The sequence below is a fragment of the Dielma fastidiosa genome (assembly GCF_000313565.1).
Taxonomy (GTDB): Bacteria; Bacillota_I; Bacilli_A; order Erysipelotrichales; family Erysipelotrichaceae; genus Dielma; species Dielma fastidiosa.
The window spans coordinates 38270-55151 of sequence record NZ_HE578926.1 but is presented as its reverse complement, the minus strand read 5'-3'; the positions used below and the strand labels follow the sequence as shown (position 1 = coordinate 55151).

At 39.8% G+C, this 16882-nt stretch carries 20 protein-coding genes and 1 other annotated feature (1 of these 21 only partly in view); of the genes, 14 read left to right on the top strand and 6 right to left on the bottom strand.

Annotated elements, in window-relative coordinates:
- From DAHG_RS19115 to DAHG_RS08100, 12 genes are all read left to right on the top strand, one after another.
- On the top strand, positions 1-2204 hold a 2204-nt coding region (locus tag DAHG_RS19115), incomplete at its 5' end, for a hypothetical protein (RefSeq protein ID WP_034456878.1).
- Between the two features lie 235 nt (positions 2205-2439).
- Positions 2440-2598, top strand: a complete 159-nt coding sequence (locus tag DAHG_RS21130; protein WP_022937852.1) for a hypothetical protein — start codon at positions 2440-2442, stop codon at positions 2596-2598.
- Between the two features lie 143 nt (positions 2599-2741).
- Positions 2742-3098 carry a helix-turn-helix domain-containing protein gene (locus DAHG_RS08145; protein ID WP_205408112.1) on the top strand — a complete coding sequence of 119 codons (357 nt, stop codon included), beginning with the start codon at positions 2742-2744 and terminating at the stop codon, positions 3096-3098.
- Positions 3088-3843 carry an ImmA/IrrE family metallo-endopeptidase gene (locus tag DAHG_RS19110; protein WP_022937850.1) on the top strand — a complete coding sequence of 252 codons (756 nt, stop codon included), beginning with the start codon at positions 3088-3090 and terminating at the stop codon, positions 3841-3843. The genes DAHG_RS08145 and DAHG_RS19110 overlap by 11 nt, the downstream gene beginning before the upstream one ends.
- Positions 3836-4372, top strand: coding sequence for a hypothetical protein (locus tag DAHG_RS08135; protein WP_022937849.1), 537 nt, complete (start codon positions 3836-3838; stop codon positions 4370-4372). Before DAHG_RS19110 ends, DAHG_RS08135 begins: the two co-directional genes overlap by 8 nt.
- Before the next feature lie 209 nt (positions 4373-4581).
- Positions 4582-4902, top strand: coding sequence for a PadR family transcriptional regulator (locus tag DAHG_RS08130; RefSeq protein WP_022937848.1), 321 nt, complete (start codon positions 4582-4584; stop codon positions 4900-4902).
- Positions 4895-5524 carry a DUF1700 domain-containing protein gene (locus DAHG_RS19105; RefSeq protein ID WP_022937847.1) on the top strand — a complete coding sequence of 210 codons (630 nt, stop codon included), beginning with the start codon at positions 4895-4897 and terminating at the stop codon, positions 5522-5524. The genes DAHG_RS08130 and DAHG_RS19105 overlap by 8 nt, the downstream gene beginning before the upstream one ends.
- Positions 5511-6371 (top strand): DUF4097 family beta strand repeat-containing protein, encoded by an 861-nt coding sequence (locus tag DAHG_RS08120; protein ID WP_022937846.1) that lies wholly within the window; start codon positions 5511-5513, stop codon positions 6369-6371. Before DAHG_RS19105 ends, DAHG_RS08120 begins: the two co-directional genes overlap by 14 nt.
- A 1-nt stretch (position 6372) precedes the next feature.
- Positions 6373-7674: a S41 family peptidase gene (locus DAHG_RS08115; RefSeq protein ID WP_022937845.1), complete on the top strand. Its 1302-nt coding sequence runs from the start codon at positions 6373-6375 to the stop codon at positions 7672-7674.
- Positions 7675-7682: 8 nt separating this feature from the next.
- Positions 7683-8630 carry a DUF4097 family beta strand repeat-containing protein gene (locus DAHG_RS08110; RefSeq protein WP_022937844.1) on the top strand — a complete coding sequence of 316 codons (948 nt, stop codon included), beginning with the start codon at positions 7683-7685 and terminating at the stop codon, positions 8628-8630.
- A 187-nt stretch (positions 8631-8817) separates the two neighbouring features.
- Positions 8818-9735 carry a hypothetical protein gene (locus DAHG_RS08105; protein ID WP_146211897.1) on the top strand — a complete coding sequence of 306 codons (918 nt, stop codon included), beginning with the start codon at positions 8818-8820 and terminating at the stop codon, positions 9733-9735.
- 53 nt (positions 9736-9788) lie between these two features.
- Entirely contained in the window at positions 9789-10646 is an 858-nt protein-coding gene (locus DAHG_RS08100) for a tRNA lysidine(34) synthetase (RefSeq protein WP_022937842.1), read from the top strand.
- 44 nt (positions 10647-10690) lie between these two features.
- Here DAHG_RS08100 and DAHG_RS08095 read toward each other — a convergent pair whose 3' ends face one another.
- Positions 10691-11284: a LexA family protein gene (locus DAHG_RS08095; protein ID WP_022937841.1), complete on the bottom strand. Its 594-nt coding sequence runs from the start codon at positions 11282-11284 to the stop codon at positions 10691-10693.
- 149 nt (positions 11285-11433) lie between these two features.
- On the opposite strand from DAHG_RS08095, the gene dinB reads away from it, so the two are divergent.
- Together dinB and DAHG_RS08085 are read left to right on the top strand one after the other, a co-directional pair.
- The gene (gene dinB / locus DAHG_RS08090) at positions 11434-12678 is read left to right on the top strand and encodes a DNA polymerase IV (RefSeq protein WP_022937840.1); all 1245 of its coding nucleotides are present in this window, start codon (positions 11434-11436) and stop codon (positions 12676-12678) included.
- A gap of 11 nt (positions 12679-12689) precedes the next feature.
- The gene (locus DAHG_RS08085; RefSeq protein WP_235696035.1) at positions 12690-12926 is read left to right on the top strand and encodes a hypothetical protein; all 237 of its coding nucleotides are present in this window, start codon (positions 12690-12692) and stop codon (positions 12924-12926) included.
- Here DAHG_RS08085 and DAHG_RS08080 read toward each other — a convergent pair.
- From DAHG_RS08080 to DAHG_RS08060, 5 genes are read right to left on the bottom strand one after another with little or no spacing between them, the layout of a single operon-like run.
- On the bottom strand, positions 12904-13293 hold the full coding sequence (locus tag DAHG_RS08080) for a VOC family protein (RefSeq protein ID WP_022937838.1): 390 nt from the start codon (positions 13291-13293) through the stop codon (positions 12904-12906). The genes DAHG_RS08085 and DAHG_RS08080 overlap by 23 nt on opposite strands.
- A complete protein-coding gene (locus DAHG_RS08075; RefSeq protein ID WP_022937837.1) occupies positions 13290-14423 on the bottom strand; it encodes an aminotransferase class I/II-fold pyridoxal phosphate-dependent enzyme in 1134 nt (377 codons plus the stop codon). The genes DAHG_RS08080 and DAHG_RS08075 overlap by 4 nt, the downstream gene beginning before the upstream one ends.
- Positions 14424-14454: 31 nt before the next feature.
- On the bottom strand, positions 14455-15183 hold the full coding sequence (locus DAHG_RS08070; RefSeq protein ID WP_022937836.1) for an amino acid ABC transporter ATP-binding protein: 729 nt from the start codon (positions 15181-15183) through the stop codon (positions 14455-14457).
- Positions 15176-15874 carry an amino acid ABC transporter permease gene (locus DAHG_RS08065; RefSeq protein ID WP_022937835.1) on the bottom strand — a complete coding sequence of 233 codons (699 nt, stop codon included), beginning with the start codon at positions 15872-15874 and terminating at the stop codon, positions 15176-15178. The genes DAHG_RS08070 and DAHG_RS08065 overlap by 8 nt, the downstream gene beginning before the upstream one ends.
- Positions 15875-15901: 27 nt before the next feature.
- On the bottom strand, positions 15902-16696 hold the full coding sequence (locus DAHG_RS08060; RefSeq protein WP_022937834.1) for a transporter substrate-binding domain-containing protein: 795 nt from the start codon (positions 16694-16696) through the stop codon (positions 15902-15904).
- A gap of 162 nt (positions 16697-16858) precedes the next feature.
- Positions 16859-16882 (bottom strand) — a binding site (T-box leader); it runs 180 nt beyond the window's last position.

The following is a 16882-nucleotide window of genomic DNA, read 5'->3' as shown; positions in this document are numbered from 1 at the left end:
TCAAAGGTACCGGTGTTATGGCGAAGGATTATGTCAAAGACGGTTATGAGTTGACTGAAGATGGCAAAGCTATTCCATTAGCTGAATCAAAATCCGTAGTATTAACAGATCCAGAAGCAATAGAAGGTGAAGTCATTGAAGGTAACCTGTATGTTGATGTGACAACAGCGAAAGCATTAGAATTAAAAGGTGTAACTGTAAAAGGTAAATTGGTTATTATTGGTGACAACAAGACAGCCGGTAAGTTAACAATCACTGATTCAAAGATTGAATCAATCAGCACACAGACAAGAAATACAGAAGTCGTATTAAGCGGCGAAACAGAAGTTAAGACAATCGTATTGGAAGAGACAGCAGCGGTAACACCGGACAAGAGCTTCAAGGGTGAAGTAGAGAAGATTGAAGTACAATCAACAACCAAAGGTGAAATCGTGATTGAAGTACCGGCACAGGAAGTAAGTACACGGACATATGCGAGCGTGGACATTCAGGCACCGGTAGAAAGTCTTGAAGTAAAGACTGATACACAAATCAAGGTAAATGCCGACGTTAAGAATGTAATAGTAACAGAAAGTGCAAAAGATACGAAGGTAGAAGTATCAAAAGGCAGTACGGTAGGCACATTGACAGCTGACGCGCCAGTAAGCATTGACGGTAAAGGTACAATTAACAAAGTTGAAGCGAATGTTGACGGTGTAGAAGCTGGCAAGGATACAGTTATCAAGGATGTAGAAACAGGCAAGGATGTTGAGAAAGCACCAGAAGTAAATAAACCTTCAACTGGCGGATCAACTGGTGGTTCTTCAAGCGGCGGCAGTGAGACAAGACCGACTGTGGAAACAACACTTGCACCAGTGGCTGTGAGACAGGATGGACCAAATGCAATGGCTCCAGATGAAAGTGAATTTGGAGGGAAAGAAACTTTCGAATACGCCAACGCATATGAAGCAGCGGGTGCTGACATTAAGACTGAAAACGGCAAGGCAACCATTATACTGCCAGAGGCATTTAATGAAAGTAATAAGGCAGCATTACTAGAATTATTTGGTGATGAAGCATTAGGTGCTGATAAAAATACTTTATATGCTGGTTTGGAAATTGCCATACCGGCAGGCGCTACACAAGTAAAATCATCAAAAAATCTAAATGATTTAGGTAATGCCGAAGTAATAGATAATACCAATAGCTATGGTAACTGCTTGATGCAGTATATTGGTATTGCGACAACAGACGATCAAGGAACTCATCCAGCTGCTGAATCAAAAACGGATTTGTATTATCAATTCTTAGACGAGAATAATCAGGTTTTAAAAACATATAAATTGACAGTTGAAAAGGTTAGAGCAAATCCAATCAGTAAAACTTCAGTAACTAAATTGTTTGACGGTAAAGATTATGCAAAGGCTACTACTGATTTAGGAAGTGTTTCTTATACTCGCAACGGTAATACCATTAAAGCATCAGGAGATGTTAATTATATTACTGGCTGGAGTGCATATCCGGGTGAAGAAGCTAATGGTTATTACATCGTTTTAGATATTGATGTAAAAGGCTTTGAAAAAACAGCCGTATCAAAAATGACATTATCAGATAATAATACTGTGAAAGAATTAAAGAATACTGCTGAAAACCAGAACGATACCCACACTTGGATTGTTCGTTTGCGTGATAATGAAGATACAATCAAGGTAAGCGTTGATTTCGAAGGCAATGGAAACTTCATTGAATATACAATTGATACTTCAGATTTGACACTCAAAGAACCGGTAACATTCACAGCCAATGATGATTTTGATTGGTACGGTAAAAAATTAGCTGATATTCAATCAAATGTTGAGGTTACCAATGATACAATTACGGGTACTTTAAACTATGTGACTGGCTGGAGTGCGGGTGCATGGGGTGAAGAGATGAATGAGGGATATTATATTGTATTTGATATTAATGTTCCTAATGCTAAAACCATAACTATGCGTGGAGATAAGCCTAATCAAGGTGAAACACCCCATACTTGGGTTATCTATCTTGGAAAAACTGAAGATGAAGTTAGAGCTAAATCCTCTTTGGAGATCATAGTAGACATGGATGGTGATATGGAAAAAACTAGTAATGATAAATTCACATATACACTTGATTTATCTGGACTTGTTTTAACTCCTAAACCTGAAACTATTCCTAATCCTGGGGAGAATATCACAGAGTAGATAATAAAATAGATATCGGGTAAGAGAATAAAAATAAATGACAGGCAGAAGTGTCCAAAAGGGCAACTGCCTGTTTTTTAATTTGCTATGATAAAAGCATCTGAATACTAATAAAAATAGCTTGCAAATTATATTTGTAACATGAAATGTTGAACATCAAACAGATTCATGGTATAGATGTATTAAAGAAGGGGAGCGTGCCATATGTTTTAATTGGTATGTTTTGGTGAAATTTATGAAACATATTATCAGTTTTCTAATAGGTATGATTGAATTTGAACTTTATAATAAATTTTATGCAAAAGGGGATAAGAAAAAAGTTTTACTAGGGCTTATTGGCGGTGTAGTTGTTGGTTTGGTTGTTTTATTTATATTATCGTTGCTTGATGTCTGATCATAAATACGGACTGCTGACATATCGCTGGCAGTCTTTTATTATGGCTTTGAAAGTTTGTCATATTTATATTCATTTTTTATATTTACTTTATGACGAACAAAGGTATAATATAAAGTATAAAACATGAAAGGAGAATGGATGTGGAAAATATTTCGGTAATAAATATCGGTATGAAAATTAAAAAATTACGAGAAAATGCTAATCTTACTCAAAAACAAGTTGCTGATTACTTATCAATTGATCAAAGTTTAGTATCTAAATTTGAAAAAGGTGAAAGATCTATAAATTCTGATCTATTAAATGATATTGCAAATCTTTTTTGCTGTCCTATTCAGGATTTGGTTTCTGATAAAGATATTACATCCATATATACAATAGCTTTCAGAACGGGGTCGATTGAAACAGCGGATCTATATGCTTTGTCCGTGATTAATAAAATAGCTTTAAATCAATTTAAAATGGATCAGCTTGCGGGAGGTATTGAGAATGATCAATAAAATGGATTTAAACAACAAAGCAATAAGCATAAGGCATCTTCTATGTGAAGATGAATTATCTCCCATTGATATTTTTTCATTATCACAAACTATTCAGACGCTTTCATTAGTGTTTTATCCGCTAGGCAAAAATATTAGCGGAGCTTGTTTTAAAAATCAATTATCCTCAATCATAGCAATAAACTCAGACATGTCTATTGGCAGACAGCGGTATACTTTAGCACATGAACTTTACCATCTTTACTTTGATGAGGTTGATTTTACTACCATCTGCTCAAGTAAAATAGATGAAGATAGTGAAAATGAGAAAAAAGCGAATCAGTTTGCTTCTTATTTTTTGATGCCTTCAGCAGCTTTATATGAATCAATCCAGAAATTAAAAAATGGTATAAACAGACAGTTAACTATAGAAGAAATAATTCGATTGGAACAATATTTCGGTGTAAGTCATCAAGTAATGTTAATCCGTTTGCAGGAGGAGGGAGAAATATCATCAGCGATTGTGGCTTCTATGCAAACAGGGATTATTAGCTTGGCTGCTAGACTTGGATATGATGTCTCTTTATATAAACCATCAGCTGAAAATAAAAAAATGTGTGTTTATGGTCATTACATCTATCAAGCTGAAAATTTATACAAACATAATTTAATTTCCAATGGTAAGTATGAGGAGTTATTATTAGATGCTTTCCGCAGTGATATAGTTTTTGGTGAAGAAACGGAGGGAGGGGCAGTGCTTGACTGATTTGCTTTTCTTTGATACTGATTGCCTTAGTGCTTTTCTTTGGGTACATAACGAAAGCTTATTACCAAGACTCTATCCGGGAAAAGTCGTTATACCTAAACCCGTATATATTGAGCTTTCTAAACCGAGTGTTCCTCAATTAAGAGATCGGATTAAAATATTAATTGAACTGCAGCTCGTTTCATTACAAGATATAATCGTTGGTTCTGAGGAATATGCAACCTATTATGAATTAACAGAAGCACCAAAAGGCGGGCATAAAATTATCGGTAAAGGTGAAGCAGCTGCAATTTCTTTAGCAAAAAAATACGATGGAATTGTTGCTAGTAATAATTTAGCAGATATCGCAGATTATATATCTGAATACCATCTAAAGCATACTACAACAAGTGATATTCTTATAGATGCCTATAATCGCTTAATTATTACAGAATTTGAAGCGAATGCTATCTGGGCTAAAATGCTCTCAAAACGAAGAAAGTTAGGAGCGGCAACATTTACTGAATATTTAAAATTAAAACAGTCATAGCACAATTAAATGATATTTATTAACTGATCAATAGACTGCTGACATACCGCTGGCAGTCTTTTTTCTTGCATTGATGAACATTAGTAGGAATATGATTTAATTTATTTCCCAGGCAATTATCATTACTTTCATATAGTATTGAAAAATTAACAATATTATATTGACATCTATACTATACGCTGTATAATATTGTTAAGGAGGTCGATGATATGGTATTTCAACTAGGCTCGGCTTTGCTGGATGCCTGTGTGCTGGCTATATTGCAGAAAGAAGATGCATATGGTTATAAGCTGACACAGGAAGCAAAAAAAGTAATGAATGTTTCAGAATCAACATTATATCCTGTACTTCGCAGATTGATGAAGGAGGGGTATCTGGAAACATATGATCAAGAATATCAAGGCAGAAACCGAAGATATTATCGTTTAACAGATTCAGGAAGAGTAAAGTGCCAGTATTATCTTGCGGAATGGGACTTGTTCAGCAAGAATGTGGATTCTATCCTAAAAGGGGGTAATGAAAATGACTAAGAAAGAATATATTTACCATTTAAAAAACCGGCTGCGCAATCTTCCTATTGATGAAGTTGAGAGTGCTGTTGATTATGTAAGTGAATTATTTGATGAGGCAGGCGAGGAAAATGCTGAGGAAGTAGCTAGAGATTTAGGTTCACCGGCTAAGTTCGCGGCTCAGATTCGTGCTGAATATGCAATCAATCAGCATTGCCTTCCTGAAGATACAACAACGGTATACCGTGAGAAACCAAAAAGCAATAATGGCTGGAAAACATTAGCGCTGATCCTTCTTGGCATTGCGGCATTACCGGTCGGCTTGCCGTTGGTGCTTGTACTCGCGGTACTGATCTTTGTGGCCGTGGTTGTTGGTGTTTGTCTGCTGTTTGCTTTAGGCTGCGTGCTGTTGGCAGGCTTCATTGCTGTATGCAGTTTGGTATATGCAGGGTTTAAAATGCTGACGGTTTCTTTAGCATCAGGACTTATGTCAATTGGTCTTGGCTTGATTGGTATCAGCGGTGTCGTACTGATTGCTACGGCTGCGATTTACTTATTTATTAAATTAAAACCAATCGTAATTAATGGTTTTGCAAATCTATATAACCGTTTGAAAGGGGATAAAGAGCATGTCGATGAATAAAACACTGAAAACAATTTTATGTGTATCCGGCTGTGTCTTTGCCGTAGGTACTGTCTGCTGCGGTATTGGTTATGCGTTAGGCGCTCGGCCAAATCAGATCCGATACAATAATCATATGGGAATGAATATGCATGATATGCATTGGTTTGATGATTATGATGATTATGACGATTATGATCATTATTATGATGAAGATATGAATCATCAATCTGATCATATGACACATCATGAGACACCCAGCAGCATAAAAGGCTTTGACATTGTCACTGCCTGCAGCAGCATTACAGCTATTGAAGGTGATGAAAATAAAATTGAATTTTTAAATATTAATGAAGATGACTTAACAATCAGCAATAAAGATGGTATGTATACAATCAATGTAGCTGATACCCATTGCAACGCTTCTTATGATCAGCGCATTTTGATTAAAGTTAAGGATGATGATCTATTGGATCTGTTTAAGGTGGATAGTCAGGCAGGTGCCATCAGTGTCAAGGATCTTGATTTTAAAGAGATTAATATTAATTCTGAGGCTGGTGCTATCAAGCTGATTGATGTAGACAGTGATAAAACAACGATTAAGTCTGAGGTAGGCGCAATCGCATTGGAAGGAGATTTCCGCAATGATACAATTATTGAAGGTAGTGTCGGTGCTATTGATCTGGAGTTTGATGATCATCATGACGCTTATGATTATGTCATTCACCACGACATGGGGATGGTTATGATCGACGGCGAAAGCATGAAAATTAATACAGGTGAAATTTCTAATCATAACAATTCCGCTAAGCATCATCTGACAGTCACTAATGATACCGGTATGATTAACGTAAGCTTCGGTGACTGATATGGATGGCTTCATTAAGGTTGCTGCGGCCGTTCTGACATTGACGATGCTTTCTGCATGTGCCGTGATTCCGTTTCAGAAAGAGGCAGAGGTAAAAGAACAGGAAGACGATGAAGTTTATGAAGTGAAGATGCGTGATGATTATACGGATCTTGCGAAAAAGATGTTTTATGACCTGACATTTATGTGCAAACAGCTGGAAGGCCGGCAATATGGGCTGTATGACTGTATTTCTAAAAAAGAGTTTTACGCTTTGCAGCAGGCAGCTGCCGATAAGCTGAATGATTTAAGTGAGGTTGATTACTATTTTGAACTGCGGCGGATAATCGCTTCAATCGGGGTAGCGCATACGACGCTTAATTTGAATTATACCGGGACATTCCCGTTTCAAATGTTGCCTTATTCACTGCATTATTATCATGACGGCTGGATATTGAACGGGATTGATGGTGAATATGCCGATTATTTGGGTGCTGAGATTGTAGCGCTTAACGGTGTAGAAATGGCCGATGTCAAAGCGAAGGCAAAAGAACTTATCAGCTATGAAAATGAATCATGGCTTAATGAACAGATGCCTTCACTGTTGGTTAATGCGGATGCCTTAGTAAACATGGGAATCCTTGAAGATAACAAGGCATTGACGCTGACTGTAAAAAAGGATGATGAAATCAGTGAGATCACCTTGCATTCGGAAACTGGCCCCTTGCTTGTCGGCCGGCTGGAGACAGTTCAGCTGCCAAAGACGGCAACTTACCGGCAGCCTAAGTTCTACACAGGCTTCATGCTGGCGGATCAGACATATTATGTTCAATATAATTCATGTGAAGAAATATCAAATTACTCCATGAGCCAGTTTGCTTCCGATGTGGAAAAGACGATGAATGAGCAGCACTGCAAGAAGCTGATTCTTGATCTACGTTATAATACCGGCGGTAATTCACTGGTGATAGAACCATTGCTGATGATGATTAATCGTTATTGTCAGGATAATGATTTGAAGCTTATTACTTTAATTGCTGAACAGACATACTCCAGCGGCATCATGAATGCGGTACAGCTGAAATATAATTATGATTCTGTTTTGATTGGTACACCAACCGGCGGGAATGTAAATGGTTATGGGGAGACTGATCAATTTTATTTGAATTACTTTCCTTATTTTGTTATTTATTGTCAGGAATATTTTGAAATGGTACCAGGATATGAATTGGATTCACTTTATCCGGATATCGATGTTGAGGTTAACTATAAGGATCTGATGCAGGGAATCGATCGATGTGTTGAGATTGCACTGCAGGAATAGGAGTGAATATGAAAAAGTTAGGACTTGTGTTGGTTTTGCTGCTGAGCGGCTGTTCACGTATTGTCCCACCGGCAAGAACCAATTACAATTATGAAAAAATTGAAAAAATGGAGTTGCTGGATGATTTTACAAATATTGATATCGACAGCGGCTTCAGTGATGTAATACTGAAAAGCGGCAAAACCTTTGAAATTCATACAGAATTTTATGGTGCTAAATGGAAACCGGAATTCAGTGTCAAAGAGGATACCTTGCATGTGTCTGTGATTGATACAATGCCTAATACGGTGAATTGGAATGCGAATAAGAGTAATAAAATAGAAATAACATATCCGGCTGACAGTCAGTTTAAGGAGCTAATGATTTTTACTGAATTTGGTGATTTAGAAGCGAGTGATCTGAATGGTGACAAGATACAGCTGAATCTAAGTTATGCTGATTTTAAGCTAAAGGATTGTGCATGGCAGGACTATAAGCTAAATTATTCTTTTTCTGATGGTACAATGCGTAATATTACATTAGGCAGCGGCAGCTTTGATTTTGATTATACGACGCTTGATATAGAGGGGCTGATGGCCGATAAAATGACAAGCAACAGCTCATTTACTACATTGACAGCTGAAAATATTCAGCTTAAGGATTTTATCTTTAATGGTGAATACAGTGAAGTGGATCTTCGTAAAGCTGTGGGTGAATCTTTTGATTATACGAATCATTTCGGTTCGTTAGATTATCGGGGTGAGATTCTTAAAACGGGCAGTCTGTACAGCAGCTATGGAGACATTGATCTTAAGCTGAATCAGGACGTGCAGGATTTCCGTTTTGATTTTAATCCTGATATGGCGGATATTTACCTCAATAAGGATCATTTTGAGAAAGCGTCCTCGGTTAACAGCGGTTCTGTGTCGATGACAGTCGGCATTGAGTTTGGAACTGCGAATATTGATACTGATTAAACGGCTGCGGCCGTTTTTTCTTTTGATTGTGAAGACTGCCTTACATTATTGTAATTCAAAAATAATGAATGACATGGTATGATTATACCAATCAAAGAGGTCGTCAGCTAGGCTGAAGATGCTTGCCTTGGTTGGCTTAAAATGCAGTTTTAAGTCTAAAAGATATCATAAAAAGGGGTGTATGACGATGTTGGAAATAAATGAAAAGTTAGCGGATGCGAAGTTTCGCATGGAGCATTATCAGCGGTTGTGCGAAGAAAGAAATGAATTAGTGCTGAAATTGGATGAAGCGCATCGGGTTTATGAGATGCTGTGTGATCAGCTTGAGAAAGAAGATCGGGATGTTGCGAAGCTGAACTCTTTGTCGATGGCAAATTTGTTCGCAACCTTGACGCAGCGTAAAGAGGAGCGGCTTGAAAAAGAAGAAGAGGAAGCCTTGGCGGCATTAAGAGCAGTGAAGAAGCAGGAAAATGAAATCAGTGTGCTGCAGTTTCAATTAGATGCACTGAACCAAAAGCTGCGTGAGCTGGAAAAGGCGGAGGCCGAATATAATGAACTGCTGAATCTGAAAAAGAGCTTAATTGATGATCCAGCCATTCACTCGATGGAACGTGAGCTTGAGGATATTACTCTGCGTCAGCGGGAGATCAATGAGGCGATGGATGCCGGTGATCTTGTGCTGAGCCGTCTTAAGGATGCCCGTGAAAAGCTTTCCTCGGCAGCTGGCTGGGGAATCTATGACATGGTTGGCGGCGGGATGATCGCGACAGCAATTAAGCATGAACGAATCAGTGAAGCACAGGCAAGTCTGCAGTCGCTGGAAAGTGATATCCGTCATTTTAATAAGGAATTAAACGATGTTAAACTGGCATCAGCCTCTGATTTAGAGATGGACTCTTTTTCAGTAATTGGTGATTATCTCTTTGATAATCTGTTTATGGATTGGCATGTACAGAATCAAGTGAGCCGCATGCAGGATGTCGTTGATACATCAATTGATGAGGTGGATGCTTTGCTGCAGCAGCTATATCGTCAGCAATTAGCCAATCAGCAGGCTGCCGATGCCTTGAAGGGTAAAATAGAAGAAAGGCTCGCATCACTTTAAAATTGACAACCGCTCATGAATTATGTAGACTTAATAAGTTGAGAGGTAAGTGTATGAGAAGTTGTCAGGAAGCAGAAAGAAGTATTATTAAAACCTATCGGAAAGGTATCTGGTCAAGGTTTATTAAAGGCATTAAAGATTATGAGCTAATTAAAGCTAATGATAAAATCGCTGTGTGTATTTCTGGCGGTAAGGACAGTATGCTGCTGGCTAAATGTATTCAGGAATTGATTCGTCACAGTCAGATACCGTTTACTGCGGAATATATTGTCATGGATCCGGGTTATAATGAGGCTAATCTGAAGCAAATCAGAGAGAATGCTGAGTTTTTGAATATTCCGATTCAGATTTTTAAAGCGGAAATCTTTGATTATGTAGTAACACAAGGTCAGTCACCCTGTTACTTATGTGCCAGAATGCGGCGGGGACATCTTTATGCCTATGCGCAGTCACTGGGCTGTAATAAGATTGCCTTGGGCCATCACTATGATGATGTAATTGAAACGATTTTGATGGGGATGCTGTATGGCGCCCAGATTCAGACGATGATGCCGAAGCTGCACAGTGATAACTTTGCGGGCATGGAATTGATCCGGCCGCTTTACTTAGTCAGAGAAAGTGATATTAAGGCATGGTGCGCGCATAATGAACTGCAGTTTATTCAATGCGCATGCCGGTTTACGGAAGAAAGTGAGCGCACGAATGGCGAGAATTCCAAACGCCAGGAAATGAAGAAGCTGATCAGTCATTTCCGAACGGTGAATCCTTATATTGAATATAATATTTTTAAGAGTGTGCATAATGTGAATCTCCAAACGATTATCGGCTATCATGATGATAAGATGAGTTATAATTTTTTGGACGATTATGATGAAAAAGGAAAAAAAGCGGCTAAGGAACCGCTGGAATAAGTAAAAATAAGTCAGGATGTATGTTAGGTACATGCTGACTTTTTCTAAAAGCTGATTTTATTGAAAATGACCCGGCCGATAATCTGTACCGGCAGCTCATTGACTTCTTCCTTTGTATAATAACGGTTTTCGTAATTTGGATTGGTAGCTTCAAGAATCATCATATCCTGCTTCCAAATGACTTTCTTCACCGTAACTTCCTGATGAGCGATGATTACGATGGCAATCTGACCGCTTTCCACATAATCACAGGCTTTAATATACAATAAATCATTATCATAGATTCTTGAGCCGGTCATTGAATCACCCTGAACCCTTAGATAATAATCACCCAGCTGACTTTCTTTTTCACTGACCTCTTCATATCCGAGGATATTTTCTTCCGCAAATAAGTCATAGCCTGCCTTGACGGTACCGAGAATAGGTTTCATGATGCTTGTTTCATCCATACCTCTCAGATGATCAACGCTGGTTTGTAAGACAGCTGCCAGTTTTTCCAGCTTACTGGCGGGAATCCGTGTTGTTGTGCCTGCCATCCAGCGAAACAGCGTGGCTCTGGATACACCAACCTCCCGCATCAGGTCTTCGACAGTCAATCCCAGCTGTTCTTTTCTTTGTCTGAGTATTTCCGCTTTCATACTGTTCCTCCTGTATTCATATCGTATCAAAAAGTATCACTATTTACAAGTATTAAACACTCATAATTCTGGAAATAGCTGGATATCGTCTCATAATTATTGAAAAATGAGACTTTTGAGACTATAATAAGTGCAGATGAGGTGATACTGTGGATAACAGACGAGTCGTTCTGCATTGTGATATTAATCATTGTTACGCGCAGATTGAAGAAATGAAGGTACCGGAACTGCGTAAGGTGCCGATGGCTGTTGGCGGTCATGAGACAACCCGTCACGGCATTATTCTGGCGAAGAATGATCTGGCAAAGGAATACCATATCAAAACGGGTGAATCACTTCGTGAGGCCTATGCGAAATGTCCGCAGCTAGTGGTTATTCCGCCTAATTATGATGATTATCTTTATTATAGTGAAAAGGTGAAGGACATCTATCGGGAATATACAGATCGGGTGGAAAGCTTTGGTCTTGATGAAGCGTGGATTGATGTCAGCGCATCCTCAAAGATTTATGGCAGCGGTGAAGCGATTGCGCGGGAAATCAAGAAAAAGGTTTATGAACAGCTGGGTTTAACGATTTCTGTGGGTGTCAGTTTTAATAAGGTTTTCGCAAAGCTGGGTTCTGATATGATAAAACCGGATGGTTTGGTTGTAATTGATGAGGAAAACTATCAGCAGCTGGTCTGGCCGCTGCCGGTGGAGGAACTGATTTATATCGGCCGGGCAACAAAGCGGAAGCTGAATGAATTTGGCATTAAAACAATTGGTGATCTGGCAGTATTTCGAGCCGATCTGATAGAGAGCCGGATGGGGAAGGTTGGGGTGATGATTCATGAATTTGCCAACGGCATCGATGATAAAAGCGTGGCTTTTACCGGTTATCAGGATGAAGCTAAATCGGTAGGCAATGGCATCACCTCGATTCGGGACATGCGCAGTCTAAAGGATGTCGAATTGGTATTTCGGGTACTTGCCGAATCGGTGGCTTCAAGACTACGTGATATGGGGGTAGAAGGTCAGGTGGTTACGATTGGTCTGCGGGATAATGAGCTGCATGGTTTGAGCCGTCAGCGCAAGCTTGCTGAACCGACGTGTCTTGCCGATGAGATTTTAGCCATGGCGATGCAGCTTACCCGTGAGCATTACAGCTTTATTTTACCGCTTAGAAGTATTTCTTTGACGATGAGTGATCTGCAGAAGCCAGCAGCGGTGGAACAGCTCTCTTTTTTTACAGATCATGGCAAAATAAAACAGCGTGTACTTGATGAAACCGTGGATGCGATACGCAGCCGCTATGGGTTCACGAAGATTAAACGCTGTTCAATGTTGCTGGATGATGAGCTGACTAATTTTAATCCAAAGGCGGATCATATTATTTTTCCAGTCAGCTTCTTATAATGGTGATTGCTATGTATAAAAAATATGTTGATGTAATTACTATGGTGGATAAGCATGGTGAAGTCAAACCGCTGGCTATTCAGTGGGATGAAATCAAACGGTATCCGATTGAACGGGTTGTTGATATCCGCTGGGCAGCATCACCGGTGGGCGGCAGCGGTCTGCGCTTTACATGTCAGATTGCCGGTCATGAACGGATTCTGTTTTATGAACGCAACCGCTGGTTTATTGAGAGTCTGCAGCCCTGAGCTGATTCCAGTCAGGATCAAGGAATTTTTGGAATTCCAATGTATAGCCATTGTTATCGAGGATAAAGAAATGATAAAGATTAAACTGATCATTGCGTTTAGGCGGTTCAACTACCTCGCAGTGATCTTTTAATTTGGCAAAACAGCCGTCAATGTCATCAAGGACAAAGGTCAGCATCGGACTTTTAAGACTGTGAGTCACATCGAGATGCTCACAAAAGGCTGCCAGCGCGTGCGGGGCAACTTCAAAAATACGGCATTTGCCTTGATCACTTGCCAGTCTTAAACCCAGCAGATCTTGATAAAAAGCAGTGGTCGCTTCAATATCCTTAGTTCCGTAAAAAGTAATTAAGTCTGTGTAATTCATTTGTTTTCCTCCTTGTCAAATTGACGCAGCCATTTAGAAAAAACAGCTAAACCCTCAGCGAGCTGCTTAGGCTCAATGCCGCCGCCAAGGCGCAGGTGATGATCAATATCAAAGCAAGTGCCCGGGACAAAGAAAACGCCGGTTTCTTTCTGCAGGCGAAGTGCTAGTTCATCACTGGGAATATCCATATCATAACGGATAAACAGTGTTGTGCTGTCAGTAAATACAACATCGATATGAGGCTCTTCAGCTGCCCAGCGCTGAATTGTTTTTCGATTCTGCAGGCTGATCAGTCGATTGCGTTTTAAAATCTTGTCTTTGTTTTTTAATGCCAGAATTGAGAGTGTATCATTAATCTTCGGCAATGAGATAATGTGGTAATCACGGCGTATCGTTATTTTATCGATAAAAGACTGAGGCGCTGCCAGCCAGCCCATGCGAAGACCCGGCAGGGCAAAGGTTTTAGACAAGCCGCCGCTGACAATACACTTATCATAGAAATCAAAGAAAGAGGAACCAAAGCTGTCATCATGCTGATTCAAACCGCGGTAAACCTCATCGACAAAAAGCCATAAATCATGCTGGCGGGCAAACTGCGCAATCGCCTGCATCTGCTCATCCGTATACAGATAACCGGTAGGGTTGCATGGATTATTCAGACAGAGCACCTTGGTGTTGGGCTTTAGTGCTGCTTTCAGCTTACTGATATCCGGCTCCCAATTTGCCTCTTCAAGACAGGGAATACAGGTAATTTCAGCACCGATGGATAAGGGCAGGGATAAAAGCTGCTGATAGAGCGGGGTAAAGGCAATGATATGATCGCCTTTTTCAATTAATTCATAGAGCGCCATGGCATTAGCATTAATAGCACCTTGCGCAATAGCAATCTGATCCGGCGAACAGTTTTTATAAAGCGAGGCAATTTCTTGGCGCAATTCATTTGAGCCGGCGATTGGCCCATAATCTAACCGCACTTCCAGCAAATCCTCCATAAAGGCTTCACGCACTTCACAGAGATCTAACAGCTCACGCATCGTCAGCGGTGTAAAACAGCTCTCTGTAAGATTATAAATACAGTCATTTTCATGTTCATTCATCCAAGTTTCTACTTTAAAATTTTCTAGTTTCATTGGTGTCTCCATTTATTTAAAAAAGATTATTCTAGTGAATAATCTTACTTAAGAATTCCTTTGCGCGATCAGTTTCAGGATTTGTGAAGAAGGTCTGCGGGTCTTTTTCTTCAATGATTTGTCCATCCTCAAGGAAGATTACCCGGTTGGCGATTTCTTTCGCAAAGCCCATTTCGTGAGTTACTACAGCCATGGTCATACCATCCTTCGCAAGTTCCTTCATAACCTCTAATACCTCTACAACCATTTCCGGATCAAGGGCACTGGTCGGTTCATCAAACAGCATCATTTCCGGATTCATGGCTAATGAGCGGGCAATTGCGACACGCTGCTTCTGACCGCCGGAGAGCTGTTTTGGATAGGCATCCTTTTTATCTTCAAGGCCAACCCGCTTTAAAAGAGCCACTGCCTGTTTTTCAGCACTTTCTTTATCCATGCCTAAGACTTGAATCGGCGAAAGCGTTAAATTGTCAAGGACACTCATATGCGGAAACAGGTTGAAATGCTGGAATACAAAGCCCATCCGGCTGCGGGCCTGTTTAATGGAAGCTTCATTATTAAAATCAATCACTTCATCAAAGATTTCTACTGTTCCGCTGTCAGGGATCTCTAAACCGTCAATACAGCGCAGGACGGTACTTTTACCGCTGCCGCTTGGACCAATCAGACAGACGATCTCACCCTGTTTAATTTCTAATGATACATCCTTAACCGCATCTACGGTACCGAAGGATTTTGAAATATGATTTAATTTAATCACTGACCGCCATCCTCCTTTCAAGATGCATTGCGATAAAGGCAATAATTGAAGTCATAATCAGATACACAACGCTGACTGCCAGCAGGGGAATCAGATAGTTGTAATATTTAGCACCGATAATCTGAGCGCTTTGCAGAAGCTCAACGGCACCGATAACACTGGCGAGCGATGAATCCTTGATCAATGTAATATACTCACTGACCATTGGCGGAATAATTTGTTTGAATGCCTGCGGCAGAATGATGAAACGCATCATCTGCATATAAGATAAACCTAATGTCTTACTGGCTTCCCATTGACCTTTGTCAATGGCCATAATACCAGAACGAATCAATTCGGTGGAATAGGCACCACTGTTTAAGCTGATGGCGGCGATAGCGACAACATAAGCCTGTGCTCTCAGCACTTCACCGGTAATAGCACGAAACAGCAGCGGGAAACCCAGATAGAAAAACAAAATCTGAAGCAGCATTGGCGTGCCGCGGAACAGATTTACATAAATTGTTGATAAGGTTCTTAAAATCGGGTTCTTAGAAATCTTGCCGGCCGCGCCGAGAATCCCGAAAATAGTACCAAAGAGAAGGGCGATGGTAGCGATAACTAATGAGATACCGGCACCCTTTAGAATAAATAACAGATTCTCCGGGGAGAGTATCTTATCTGCATTTTGAAATATCAGCTCTATATCCATGTCTTATCCTCCATAAGAAAGGGGTAATTAATTCATACCCCATTTTTCTTTTAATTCATTGTAAGCATCACTGGCTTTAAATGCTTTAACTGCTTCATTAACTTTAGCAATCAGCTCATCATTGCCTTTAGCAGCGATGATTGATGTACTTTCATCGATCAGCACTTCATCCAGCATAACAAAGCCTGCATTCTCTACATAACCTTTCGCAACCGGAATATCTACGACAACTGCATCTAATGCGTTGCTCTTTAATGATTCAATCAATACATTAACACTGCTTACGGCCTGAACATCTGCGCCTTCGATTGAGTTAGCCGCTTTTTCAGCTGTTGCACCTAGCTGAGCACCAATTTTTTTGTTTTTCAGATCATCTACTGTTTTAATATCAGAATCAGGATTTACTAAGGCAACCTGACCGCTTTCCATGTATGGTTCAGAGAATAATACATCACGGTCTGGATCATAAGTAAAGCCGGCTACCCCTAAGTCAACTTGACCTGTTTGAACAGAAGAGATAATTGTATCAAATGACATCTGTACCCATTCAATTTCATAAGGAGCATCTTCACTACCGAAATATTTCTGCAGTTCAGCTACCATGTCGATATCAAAGCCTTCCATGTTGCCGCTGGCATCTAATGATTCATAAGGCGGATAGTCAGGAGAGATACCGATTGCGATAACGCCTTTTTTGCCTAATTGATCTTCCCATGTAGCAGCAGTCTGCGGATCATTGTTATCAGTTGGTTTTGAAGAACATCCTGTGATTAGCGCGCATGTCATCAGCATGGCAGCTGTAATTTTTACTAGTTTTTTCATTGTTTTTTTCCTCTTTCTTTCTTATATTTTATAAGTATTTTATGCTTTTATTAGTCTACATTTTTCTCTGTTTCAAAAACATCATCGTCGTTTTTGAAACTTATGAGAAGAAAGCTGTTTCATTTTCTTCACCCCTTGTAATAAAAAAACGCCTCTTCATAATGAAGAGACGATGTTATTCGCGGT